Annotated in this window: 9 protein-coding genes; 5 read left to right on the top strand and 4 right to left on the bottom strand. The window is 55.8% G+C overall.

Annotated features, from left to right (window positions below):
* Positions 1-38: 38 nt before the first annotated feature.
* The 5 genes from QDY28_RS23125 to QDY28_RS23105 all read left to right on the top strand — a co-directional run bounded on the left by QDY28_RS23125 (position 39) and on the right by QDY28_RS23105 (position 8,317).
* Entirely contained in the window at positions 39-872 is an 834-nt protein-coding gene (locus tag QDY28_RS23125) for an NAD-dependent epimerase/dehydratase family protein (RefSeq protein ID WP_081670363.1), read from the top strand.
* A gap of 164 nt (positions 873-1,036) precedes the next feature.
* Positions 1,037-2,314: a DUF3422 domain-containing protein gene (locus tag QDY28_RS23120; RefSeq protein ID WP_028753519.1), complete on the top strand. Its 1,278-nt coding sequence runs from the start codon at positions 1,037-1,039 to the stop codon at positions 2,312-2,314.
* Positions 2,315-2,755: 441 nt separating this feature from the next.
* Positions 2,756-4,597, top strand: a complete 1,842-nt coding sequence (locus QDY28_RS23115) for a methyl-accepting chemotaxis protein (protein WP_245276592.1) — start codon at positions 2,756-2,758, stop codon at positions 4,595-4,597.
* 776 nt (positions 4,598-5,373) lie between these two features.
* Complete coding sequence (locus tag QDY28_RS23110) at positions 5,374-7,245, top strand: TRAP transporter large permease (protein WP_028753520.1); 1,872 nt, start codon at positions 5,374-5,376, stop codon at positions 7,243-7,245.
* 49 nt (positions 7,246-7,294) lie between these two features.
* Complete coding sequence (locus QDY28_RS23105; protein ID WP_028753521.1) at positions 7,295-8,317, top strand: TRAP transporter substrate-binding protein; 1,023 nt, start codon at positions 7,295-7,297, stop codon at positions 8,315-8,317.
* 237 nt (positions 8,318-8,554) lie between these two features.
* Here QDY28_RS23105 and QDY28_RS23100 read toward each other — a convergent pair whose 3' ends face one another.
* The 4 genes from QDY28_RS23100 to QDY28_RS23085 are packed head-to-tail and all read right to left on the bottom strand — an operon-like array spanning position 8,555 to position 12,754.
* Positions 8,555-10,663, bottom strand: coding sequence for a CHAT domain-containing protein (locus tag QDY28_RS23100; protein WP_331383938.1), 2,109 nt, complete (start codon positions 10,661-10,663; stop codon positions 8,555-8,557).
* Between the two features lie 55 nt (positions 10,664-10,718).
* A complete protein-coding gene (locus QDY28_RS23095; RefSeq protein WP_331383937.1) occupies positions 10,719-11,426 on the bottom strand; it encodes a hypothetical protein in 708 nt (235 codons plus the stop codon).
* Between the two features lie 16 nt (positions 11,427-11,442).
* Entirely contained in the window at positions 11,443-12,405 is a 963-nt protein-coding gene (locus QDY28_RS23090; protein ID WP_331383936.1) for an ImmA/IrrE family metallo-endopeptidase, read from the bottom strand.
* A gap of 4 nt (positions 12,406-12,409) precedes the next feature.
* Positions 12,410-12,754, bottom strand: a complete 345-nt coding sequence (locus tag QDY28_RS23085) for a helix-turn-helix domain-containing protein (RefSeq protein WP_113159258.1) — start codon at positions 12,752-12,754, stop codon at positions 12,410-12,412.
* Between the last annotated feature and the right edge of the window lie 23 nt (positions 12,755-12,777).

Genomic DNA, 12,777 nt, shown 5'->3' with positions numbered 1-12,777 from the left:
CGTTCGTGCCATTGTGCGGCCCGTAAAGGGGAAATGCCATGAAACTTCTGGTCACTGGAAGCAGCGGACGAATCGGGCGCGCGGCGATTGAACGCCTTCTCGAAGAGGGGCACGAGGTCATCGGAATCGACGAGGTGCCGTCATCCGACATGAGGTGCCCGTTCGCCCGCGTCGATATGCGGGACTATGGCCAGGTCCTTGATGCGGTCGCCGATATCGAATCCGGGATTGATGGCATCGTCCATCTTGCTGCGATAGTAGGCGCGAAAGTCGCTGCGAGCACGCACATATTTCACACCAATACCGCCATCAGCTACAATGTTTTCCAATCTGCAAGGATCGCGGGCATAAAGAACATTGTTTCTGCGAGCAGTGAGACCTTGCTGGGCGTCCCGTTTGACGATCCACCTGCCTATTTTCCGGTCGATGACAAGCTGACCTCGAAGCCTGAGAGTAGCTACGCGCTTTCCAAACTTGTAGACGAATCCGTCGCAGCCGAATTCTGCCGCTCGGATCCCGCGCTCAAAATGATCGGCCCGCGGTTTTCTTGGGTAAAAGAGCCCCACCAATATGATGCAATGAAAGCTTGCGAAGATAATCCCGGCGTTCAGAAATGGAACCTGTGGTCCTATGTTGACAGACGGGACTGTGCCCAGGCCATTTCGCTTGCGCTCAACGCAAGCCTCAATGGTTTCCATCACTTCGTGATAGCAGCAGATGATACCGTGTTGGCGCGGCCCACACGTGCCCTTAGGGCTGCTTATTATCCCAATGTACCGCTACAAGGACAACGTGCTGAACATGGCAGTCTTGTCTCAAGCCTAGTGGCCCCGAGACGTTCTATGATATCGCCCGAAGTACAGCTGGCGTGACATACCAGCGGGGGTCTCCTAGCTTCTTAGGCTGCTGTGACCTTTCAAAAGAAGGTCGAACGCGGATCAGCAGATTTATCATATCCGGGCGGGCTTCCAAGTTGCTTGCATTCGCTTCATAAGGTTCGCCGGTGTTTGCACTTCTGAAAATGGGGAACACAGACGTGATTTCGAAGGGTGCGGAAGAAGCAGCGTCGGCAACGACGTCTCCTTGTGTACACATCTCTCGTCCAACTGCTTTCAAACAGCAGACGGCAGACTTCAACTCCGAGCTTCACGCTCGACCGTCGATCTATTTCACCGGTCCGGCAATTGTTGAGCACGTTGCTTTCATGCCCATAGACGGTGTGATCAAGGAGTTCCACGACAGTCTCGAAGCTGATGGCACGATTTCGGTTAGAGTCGAAAGGCACACTGAATTCGTGACGGTTACGCGCGTCCGGAAACTTGACAGCGAGCCAGGGGGCTGGCCGGAATCTGACCTCCTTGAAAGTGATTTTGCCGAGCTCGCAGGATTGAACTCACCGCTGCTCGTTTGTCACGTCAGCATCCTTGTCCTCGGGAACCCTCCTGACAAGCTGGGACCGGTGCTGGAAACCTTCGGCTTCGGTGATACCGCCGCCTCATTGATCGGTGGGGGCGCGGCGCAGGTTTGCTCCGATTTTCGTGTTCGAGGGGACAATTCAAGTAGAATTATCCTGTTCAACAAGGACCTGAACGCACACCGACTGGGGCGCATGGTACGCCGCATCTTCGAGATCGAAACCTACAGATCCATGGCGCTTCTCGGATTGCCGGAAGCGCGTCGTCTCGCCCCGCTTCTCGGCGGATATGACACGGAGTTGGTTCAACTGACCAATCGCAATCTTCGTACGCCCGCACATCAGCACAAGCAATTGCTCGAGGAGATTACCGCTCTCTCATCCCATGTCATTTCGGCCACCGCCGAGACCAGAAACAGATTCGGCGCAACCGCAGCCTACGCCAAGATCGTTGAGGAGAGGATCGCGCTTTTACGGGAAACGCACGTCGTCGGCTTTCAACGCTTCGGTACCTTCGTGGAGCGGCGGTTCAAGCCAGCGGTGCGTACCTGTGAAGCGACCGCCTTGAGGCTTGAGCAACTATCGAGGGCCGCGATGCACTTGCTCGACTTGTTGCAAACCCGAATTCAGGTCGAGATCGAATTCCAGAACGCGACACAGATCCAGGCCATGGCTGATCGCGCCGCGACGCAGGTCAAGATCCAGCGCGCGGTCGAAGGCTTTTCGATCATTGCAATAAGCTACTATTTGTTGAGCTTGCTGAAGTTCGTGTATGAAACGGCAGACCACGCTGGGTTCCATTTCGATCCAATGATCATGCTCCTCGCTGTTCCGGTCGTTGTGGGATCTGTTGTGATCACTATTCTGCGCGTCAAGCATGCGCTGAAAGCAGAGAGCTAGCGGCGCGCAACCTCGCCTCAACAAGCTCGATCAATCAAGCAGCTCTTGAGTATCTCCACGAGGCGGTTCAGCGGAGGCGGTCATCTCTTCTTCAGGTAATGGCTCGCTCGGGGACTGCGTTTTGAATCTAAGATTTGGCAGGCATTCTCGCCACCACGACGTCGGCGACAATCAATAATGCCAGAGACGACGCACTTTTAGCTTTGCCGAAAATTCCGATGGGAGCTTTGATCCGGTTGATCGGCCTACGCAATAGCCGTCGTCGGCCAGAGCCTTGATCCGCTCGCCAGCCGGCTGAGGGTTCTTTCGATCGTATCCTGCATTGGCCTTTGCGCCCTTCAATTTCGGTTAAGGTATTACGTATAAGGTTATACCTCATACGGAGTTCAAAAGGTTTGCTCGGGCGGAGGGGAAATAATGTGGAGGATTCGGAAATTTGGCGTGGCGATACGTTTGTCTATCGCATTCGGGTTGCTGTTGTGCGCAATGGGAGTTCTGTCTCTTTCGTCAATCAGCCAGGTCGACGAGATCAACGGGAAGCTCAGCCTCATAAATGGCAGTAATAGCCAAAAATTTCGGAATGGCATCGATATGCTGGGCTCGGTCCGCGATCGAGCGGTAGCATTGCGCGACATCGTTTTGACTGACTCGAATACGGATCAAGCCACGACAATCGTGATGATGAGAAAGCTACAGGCATCCTACGCTTCCAACTTCGCGGAGTTGCAAAAGGCCGTTAATTCCGACGTCGCCAGCACCCCCGCAGAGCGTCGCCTCGCTGAGGGTCTGACGGCTTTTCAGAATGACGCCGAGCCTTTGATTGCCGACGTCACCAAGTTGACGCTCGACGGAAAAAGAGACGAGGCAAAGCCGCTGCTCTTAAATGAACTGAGACCCAAGTTGACGGCATGGATTGGTGCTCTGAACAAGTTGATCGATTACGAGCAAGCTCTAAACCAAGGCGTTGGTGGCAAAGTTAAAGCAGCTTCTGATGAATTTAAATTTCTGACGCTAGCTGCGCTCGGCATAGCTGCCTTGTTCGGAGTAACCGCGGCATCGCTCACTATCCGCTCCATCATCGTGCCTCTGGCGAAACTACAGCAGTCAGTCCTGCAAATGATCGCCGGCGACATGGAAATTGACCAAATACTCGAGCGACGGAAGGATGAAATCGGTCAGCTCGCGCGGCAGATATCCGGCCTTAAGAATCATCTTTCAGAAAAAGCGGAGCGCGATGCGGTCGCCGAGCATCATCGACAGGATGCCGAGCGGCGGCGTTTGGAGAACGAAGGAGAGGAGCGCCAGCGGGCTGCCGAACAGACCAGTTCCGCCGTCGAACAAGTTGCCGATGCACTGAGGCAGTTATCGAAAGGCAACCTTCACATTCAGCTTGATCGGCCTTTCACGGGAGCTCTTGAGCCGCTCAGATTGGACTTCAATTCAGCGATTAGCCAGCTTCGCGATGCAATGTCCGAAGTAAACGACAATGCGCAGGCGATTGCTGCGGGGGCTGAAGAAATCCGTACTTCCTCGAACGAACTCGCGGTGAGAACGGAGCAGCAAGCTATAGTCGTCGAGCAAACGGCTTCTGTCCTCGCAGACATGACAAGGCAGGTGGTGGACGCAAGCCATAAAGCTCACGCAGCAGGGATCCTCGTCGGCGAGACCAAGGAACATGCCGAGAGGTCAGGCACCATAATGCGCGAGACTATTGAGGCCATGACAAACATTCGGTCTTCTTCGGTCGAAATAGGCAATATTATCGGTGTCATCGATGAAATCGCATCTCAGACAAACCTTTTGGCTTTGAACGCAGGCATTGAGGCGGCTCGGGCCGGGGAGACTGGCCGAGGGTTCGCGGTAGTAGCGCAGGAGGTCAGAGACCTGGCGCAAAGGTCTGCGGCGGCGGCGAAAGAAATCAAGTCTCTGATCAAAATATCCAACCTGCATATCAATGATGGGGTCCAGCGTGTGCAACAGGCCGGCAACGCTTTGGGCCAAATCGTTGTTCAGGTGCAGAGCGTCAATCAGAACGTCGACGCCATTGCTCAGGTTTCTCGCGTCCAAGCCGACGGGCTCAAGGAAATCAATTTCTCAGTCGGTAAGATCGAATCAGCGACACAGCAGAACACAGCTATGGTGGAAGAGTCGACTGCTGCCGTGAACAATCTCGCGAAGGAGACCGCATCGCTTTTCGAGATGCTATCCAGGTTCCAAATTGCCGATGGGCCGGCAAAGACGAACCGCGCAGAGGAGCCAACGCTTTATCTAGTCGTGGCATAGCAGAGCCGATGCAAAGCAGGACTTTCATTTTATGCCCGGTGTGATCTCCCTCCCCCAGAGGGACTAGCATCTGCCGAGGACCGAAACCCGACGACGCAGCAATCTACGGAGGGGAGATTGGCGGCGCTGGAAACTCAGAGGGCCGCTGACCTGCGGTAAGCGGCCGGAATTTTTGAGACGCCTTTTTATTAACCGGAAGGTCAATAAGGCGGCCCGGCGTTTTAAGCCGGCAAGGCACGTTCTCCACTTAAGACGCGCCAGGTTCGCCGCTCTCGAAGGACTAGGGACGGAATAGGGACATCGAGCCGGCACAAGCGTTCGGTTGCCGTTTTCGGGAGTCGAGTTGCGACGGCGCGATGATAGGATGCGGCTTGCCCTGGTCGCCAAACAGGACTCGTCGGCTCCAAGATCTCCTAACATTTGTGCACACAAGGCAGTGGAACCTCGATGTGGTCGAGGGCAATTCTCTGCGATCAATCCAGTGACCGATCGATGCCTCGACGGAGGCCGTACTCGTTGCCCTTCAAGACTCCACCAAACGGCAGAAAAAGTGCTTGCCATATTGGGTATGACATCATACCTTATACCTACGCGCAGAGGAGCACAGTGCGCGGAATTCGTGGGAACGCACTTTAGAGACCACTCCGGAAACCGATCGGGCTTTTCCGAGAGGAGCAGTGCGCCCGCGCGAGCGTGGGAGGACAGGTTTTGAGAAATACCCGACTGCGTTGCATCCGCACGCAAACGATCAGGCCTTACCTAATGGGGAGGCCACTATGACGGTTCACGGAGCCATCGAAGATGTCGCAAGGACCTCAAGCCTGGCAGCAATGGCACGCAAGATCGAACATGCCTTGGTAAGGTGCCTGGAGATACCGGTAGCACTTCTGGTGCTTTGCGAAATTCTTCTACTGTTTTCAGCCGTTGTCGCCCGGTACGTATTCCACGTCCCGCTGGTTTGGTCGGACGAACTGGCGTCAATCTTGTTCCTCTGGCTTGCTATGCTTGGTTCCGCCGTCGCTTTTCAGCGGCAGGAACACATGCGCATGACGGCGGTGGTCACCGCATTGAAGGGCGATACACGCCGCTTCGTCGAACTGGTTTCGGTCGCCGCAGCACTTGCCTTTCTCGTACTAATCCTGCCCGCATCTCTGGAATATGCCACCGAAGAGTCCTACGTCTGGACGCCCGCGATGAATATTCAGAACTCATGGCGCGCCTCGGCGTTGCCGACGAGCTTCGCTTTGATGCTTGTTTTCGCGGTGTTGCGGCTTCTGCAGAGCTCGAATCTCCGTCTCGCGCTCGGTGCGATTGCTGCCGTGGCAGCGGTCTTCTGCTTGTTTTGGGCGCTGAAGCCGGTCTTCGCCGGTCTCGGAAACCTCAATCTTCTCGTCTTCTTCGTCGGCGGCGTTGCGGCGTGTGTTTTCGGCGGCGTGCCGATCGCCTTTTCATTCGCGATCGCTACATTCGGCTACCTTATATTGACCACCAGAACGCCGCCTCTGATCATTGTCGGCAGGATCGATGAAGGTGTCAGCCATCTGATCCTTCTTGCGATCCCTCTGTTTGTGTTTCTCGGCCAACTTATCCAGATGACGGGTATGGCACGGGCGATGGTTGCGTTCCTCGCCAGCCTTCTTGGCCATGTGCGCGGCGGGCTTCACTACGTGCTGGTGGCTGCGATGTATCTTGTATCTGGGATTTCAGGATCGAAGGCCGCCGACATGGCCGCCGTCGCGCCCGTGTTGTTTCCGGAGATGAAGGCGCGCGGCGCAGACGAAGGCGATCTTGTCGCACTTCTGTCGGCGACGGGCGCCCAGACTGAGACAATCCCGCCTAGCATCGTCTTGATTACAGTGGGATCCGCTACCGGGGTGTCGATCGCCGCGCTGTTCACCGGCGGTCTTCTCCCCGGCCTTATTCTGGCGGTAACCCTTTGCTTCTTGGTCCGCTGGCGCTGCCGCAACGATGATCCGAGCCACGTCAAGAGGGCAAGTCGACGGCAGATCGGCAAGCTGCTTCTCGCTGCACTGCCTGCCCTTGCGCTTCCGTTCGTCATCCGCTCAGCTGTCATCGAAGGTGTCGCCACGGCGACGGAAGTTTCGACAATCGGCATTGCTTACTCGGTAATCGCGGGCCTTCTGTTCTACCGTCAGTTCGATTGGCGCCGACTCAAGCCGATGCTTGTCGAGACGGCGAGCCTATCCGGTTCGATCCTTCTGATTATCGGCGCGGCCACGGCGATGGCTTGGGGCCTGACGCAATCAGGCTTCTCGACAGCGCTGGCTCAAAACCTTTCAACGCTCCCGGGCGGTGCGGTGACCTTCATGATCGTCTCGATCGTCATTTTCATCATCCTCGGCAGTGTGCTCGAGGGGATACCCGCAATCGTACTGTTCGCACCGTTGCTGTTCCCGGTTGCTCAGCAATTGGGCATCCATCAGGTGCATTACGCCATGGTTGTCGTGTTGGCGATGGGTATCGGCCTCTTCGCTCCACCCTTCGGTGTTGGCTACTACGCTGCCTGTGCAATCAGCCGAGTCAGCCCCGACGCCGGCATGAAACCGATCGTCGGCTACATCGTCGCCATGGCCATTGGTCTTGCTGCGGTTGCTGCGGTTCCGTGGCTCTCGATCGGCTTCCTGTAGCCCGACCTCGACCAACCAAAATTACAGAGCTTATTTGGAGGAGAACGAAATGGTAAATCTGACAAGACGCGCATTCACAGTGACGACGACGCTTGGTCTCAGCGCCACGGCGCTCGGGTTTTCGATGAAGCGAGCGGCCGCAGCCGAGTATTCCCTGAAGTTCGCGTTCAATCTGGCCGAGACCCATCCGATCACCACGCGCGCAAGGGAGGCGGCAGCACGCATCCAACACGAGACAAACGGGCGGGTGGAACTGCAGGTCTACCCGAACAACCAGCTTGGTAGCGACACTGATATGCTGTCGCAGGTGAGAGCAGGCGGCATCGATCTGTTCCTGAACTCTGGTATCAATGTACTGTCCACGATGGTCCCGGCGGCCTCGATCTACGGTCTCGGCTTCATTTTCCCGGACTATGATACGGTTTGGAAGACGATGGATGGTGAACTCGGTGCCGCTCTGCATAAGCTCATCGAAAAGGTGAATCTCCTCCCGATGGAAAAGATGTGGGACAACGGGTTCCGGCACATCACCACCAGTACGCACCCAGTCAACTCGCCCGCAGATCTCGCCGGTATGAAAATCCGCGTTCCAGTCGGAGCGCTGTGGACCTCCATGTTCCAGACGTTTGGGGCAGCTCCGGCGTCCATTAATTTCAACGAACTCTATTCTGCACTTCAGACGAAGGTCGTCGATGGACAGGAAAATTCGCTGGCCAACATCAAGACCGCAAATATTGTCGAGGTCCAAAAATACTGCGCATTAACCCGGCACATGTGGGACGCGTTTTTCTGCGTTGCCAACAAGCGCAACTGGGCAAGCCTGCCGGCGGATGTGCAGGAGGTCGTGAGCCGCAACATCAACCTAGCCGCGCTTGATGAGCGCCAAGATATGGCCAAGTTGTCGGAGTCCCTCAAAGAGGTCCTGGCCAAACAGGGCCTTGTATTCAATCAGCCCGACACTGAGGCGTTCAGGCAGAAACTTCGCGACGGCGGCTTCTACACCGGCTGGCGCGAAAAATATGGCGAGGAATTGTGGGCAATTCTCGAGAAGACGGTAGGGAAACTCACGTAGGCCCCTAGAAGGTATATGTTCTCCCAGAGGCCGGCTGTCCGGCCGACTTCCGGGTCTCGTGAGAACATCACGAGACCCGGCTTTTTTCGTGACTTTGTGGCAATCGCGTGCAGCGGGTGGCGCCGGCGGATCATACTCGGGCGCCTTGAACGGATTCGAACCGTCAGCCAGCCCAAGGAAATTCGTAAGCGACTGAAAAGCAGAAATCTTTCGCTCCTTGGGCTTCCTTATCAAGAACTATGTCAGAATGACGGGGCACCCCCAAGATAAGACATTTCCCATGACCTCGGCTGCCCGCTGCCCATCGAGCCGCCGAATAGCTTGCAGATCCGGTGATATCTCCTGCAACACTCGTATCAATTCACCTTGATTGCGCATCATGAGCAAGGTTTCTTTCAAGGCAGTAGCCGGCGGCAGGCGGGTCAGCGCCATGGCAAGACTGCTACCGAAGGCCAAGGCGGCATAATAGTCGATCGGCCACAGATGGCCGATAACCTGCTGCGAAGGAGAGACGAGTTCTTGAGCGAGGCCCGACCGAGCCATTCCGTTAAACGTCTGCGCTGTCGCACTCGAACAAATGTTCAAGACGAGCAGCCGGCGCCCCGTGCGAGGCACGTTAAATTCTGCAAGATCAGCAAGCGACGCCATAGTGCCATCTTCCATCACGATACCGGTCTGGCTCGCGTCGTCCGATGTTTGTTCGCCATGCCCAATGACCCACAGCACGTCGGCTTCGGAATCCTCGTAAAATTGACGAAACGCTCTCAGATCGAGCCCTCCTGACGTCACCTTCGCACGCCAGCCAGCGGTAGCCGCGACGTGCATCAGGACCTCCACCTCGGCCTCAGTGGTGTGCGTTGACCCGGGCCAAATCGAAAGAACCCTGATAGGCCTAAGGTCGTCGGAGATGGTTAGAGACGTTTCCAAGGGGGCGATCCAGCCAAGGCGATCCAGGATCATGGCTTGCAATGGGTCACGATGGGCCGGCATTACCACGACAGATCGCGGGACCCAGCCACGCGGCAGCCTATCGGCTAATTCCGATAGTCTGTAGTGATCTCCCATCGCCGCCCAGATCTCAGCGCCGAATTCGAAGGCCGGGGTAGTCTTCAGCCGTTCATCTACCCTAATTTGCCGATCTCCTTGTGGCCCACGGAAATACTCGTTGAGCGCATTTGAGTTTGCGATCAGAGCCTTTTCAAGAGATTCGGCCGCGCTATTGGATGCAAAATGACGATCATCGGGCCAAACATAAGCAACCCCATCTCCATGGTTGGGACATACGAAAAGGATATCGGCGTCAGCGGGGGATGAGTCGGGCTCCGCGTACCATGCATGCAGAACCGTCATCAGGTCTTCGGTCGAACCGAACTTGCATAGCGCATAGATAATCGGATGCAGTAGGAGGACACGCGAATCCAGAGCGACCCGTGCAACTTGCCGCGAACTTCCGGAGCGGTAGAGCTTGGAAAGGGCTTGGATCTCCGACTGGATTTCTGCCCGTGTTGCAACCCAGGCCTCTTGGTCTACCAAAGTGACCCCAAGAAGCTGCAGCGGTTCGTGCTCCTTCAACTCCGATCTTAAATCTGAAAGTGTCCGGCGTGCCCATTCGACCGGGTGTGTATCGGTATAGAAGCCGGCGTGTGTCGACATCGCAACCTGAATTTGAGCTCTCTCCCGCGCGGGCGTGTCGGGATCCTCTAAAAACTTCAACAAAGCATTGATCGGCAATTGCGTAGCCTCCAGCTTCCTCGCAGCCGAGTAAGCGGCGATGGCGGTCAACGCCATAGTTCCTTTGCCAGAACCTGCTTCCAGACCGATCGCAACCGCAGCCTCGAAGAACATCGTGCAGTGGTCATCAAGACCACCAAACTTGTGCGCGACAATGTATGCCGCCCAGACCCAATCAACTGCGACTTCGAGCGCGAGCTGGTTCATCGCTTCTGTGGCACCTGCGTAGGGCGGAAGCGCGTACATCGCATGGTTTTCAGTCCGACCGAAAACGTGCTCTCGAGAAATCGACCAGAGCAGCCAGTCGTAACATGTCCGCATACGGCCTGATGCCATCGTCCGACAGATCTGCACTTGAGAGGTGACAAAGCGGAAGCCGTCGACCATCGCGGCAACCGTTGGGTCAGTCTGACGTGCCGTTTGAACCTCTATGTCCGTTCGAAGGGCAATACAAAATGCATCCAACTGGGCGCCATTCTCTTGAAGCTTGATCTGCAAGTCCAAAACGGCGCCAGCAAAAGCCGATCCCCTCCCGATCCAATCGAAGGGTAATTGCCAAGGCAGAAGGTCTGGAAACGATTTGGCGGATGTTGGGAAATGGTCTGCTAACGTCATGGCTTACGCACCGCCTGTACGATCGAAGGACTTTAGGCTAGTGGGCACCTTCGCATCAGAGACGGAACGTGCAAACTCGAAAGTTGAGCACGCTCGTGTCGATCACCCCGACCTCCTCGAAATGCTCTTTGAACCCTTCACCCTCCATCGAGTAAATTTCAAGGTAGGGCTCTATCACAGCAATCGCGGCCTTCGCTGCGTTGACGATAAGCGGCAGCATATCGAAGAAAACAGGCGTGTTCGAAGTCTGCGCAGCAATATGGGTGGCGATGCAATCGGCGCCAAGATAGGCCCGTATCGCGCCCACCTTAGCAGCGCTCAAACGCGTCATGTCAAATGGCATATCGAGAAGGTCACTGATGTCCGACCATGAGAGGGCCTGGACAAAAAGTGGCGCCTCACCGTCACCCTCGCCATAGGTTACAAGGTCGTAGTCTCTAGACAGATGCGCACGACCGGCTCTGGTAAAGTAGCCTTCCAGACTTCGGACTCTATGTGCGTGATTGTGGTGGCGAGCGTTGCGTATTGCGAGGAGCGTCGCGGTAGTCGGCTCCCGGTTCCACGCAAACGAGATTCGCGGGTCATCGTTTGCAGCGTCGTAAATGCTATGGAAGCCGTTCAGAATAGACGACAGCCCCTGATCGAGATTGCCTGCGGCTTCCTGCGGATCGATCTTCATAAGTTCAGGAGCCCGAATAAGGTGCTCGGTGTTGACCCGCAGTGCGTGCGCAAAACTGTCGAATGCTTCACTGATAGATTTCATTATCTTGCTGTAACGACTATTTGGCGAAGCGCGCCACTTGCGCACGGGTAGGCTTGCTGACGACAGACGGCATTACAAAGGACTTCCCTAGGCCAGCCTTCGCATGGATAAGAATGAAGGTATTGAATGGCGTGCCGAAACCTTCCGCTACAAACTCCACCACGTCCCCATTCTTGTCCTCGAGAGGCAAAGTCCCCGGTCTGGACATTCTCTTGCCCCCGAGCGGAATGAACTGCGCAAGTGGATTTAACCGGTCGATGTATTCGGGCAGCTTCAGATCACCGAAACGCCCTTGAAAGAGTGGCGACAGTTCGACCCGCCGAAGCTCGGAGCGCATGCCCAGTACCGGGCAAAGGTCTGCTGGATTGAGAACGATCACCGCGCAGGCACGGTCACTTCGCCGGACGTATTCTCGCATCGACGCATAGGCAGACGCGCCGAACCTCTTGCTCAAGGCAAGGGGAACTTTGATGCCGAACGTGCTGTCAGCGGCCATTTCCGCAAAGCGACGATCTTGAAACAATACGACCGTCGCGAAGATGTTCGCCTCGCGCTCGAACTGGTCGGAAACTTCCGGCGACAGCGATTTGTCGCAGTCCTGGATCCATCGGAACAGACCAGTCTGGTGGGGGATATGTTTGTGGCCCGCCTCGTGGAGTTTCAGGAAATTCTGCTTCGATTCGTTCACCGTCGTATCGATGTGAATGAGGTCCCCGTGGACATCGAAAATACCTCTGACTTTATCGATCGCCGATTTCACGAGCTTTGCCGCCCGCTCGCCGAATTCGCGGGCGTGTCGCAGAAGCGAACGCGGATCGAATGCGCTCATTGGGGCGACGTGCAGCTTTGCTGCGCTGAGTAGGTCGGGGACCGGCGTAGGTAGCCGGTCCCATGCGCTTGCCTTGTTCAACAGATCGGTCGCGGCGCGATGTATTGCTGCATACTCGCCCGGGGTGAGCGAACTGTCGTCAGGTTTCAATTGGTCAATCCTTCTTTGAACGCAGATACCCGAGGTATTTCAGCAGCTCGGCCTCCTCGTTCTGCGTCAAGTTTAATTCAGAGAAAGTCGCCGCCCTCCCATGGCGCTCAACATCGGTACGCGTCGTTGTAATGTAACCTGCTAACTCCATCAGTTTATCGTAGTCCACGCCATATAGGTTTGCGAGTGCATATAGGATGTTTGGGGACGGCTTCTGAATTTTTCCGTTCTCAATCTGACTTAGATAAGCGTTTGAGACTTCTTTGTTTGTCGCCTCTTCGACTCCACGAAGAGTAAGCTTTCTATCGGTGCGGATTGACCCGAGATATTCTCCAAGGGTGACTTTCACGACTCTCCTCTTTCATCAGCAAC

Source organism: Rhizobium sp. BR 362 (assembly GCF_036528765.1).
Lineage (GTDB): Bacteria > Pseudomonadota > Alphaproteobacteria > Rhizobiales > Rhizobiaceae > Rhizobium.
The sequence above is the reverse complement of the archived record's forward strand: the minus strand, read 5'-3'. Positions and strand labels throughout refer to the sequence as shown.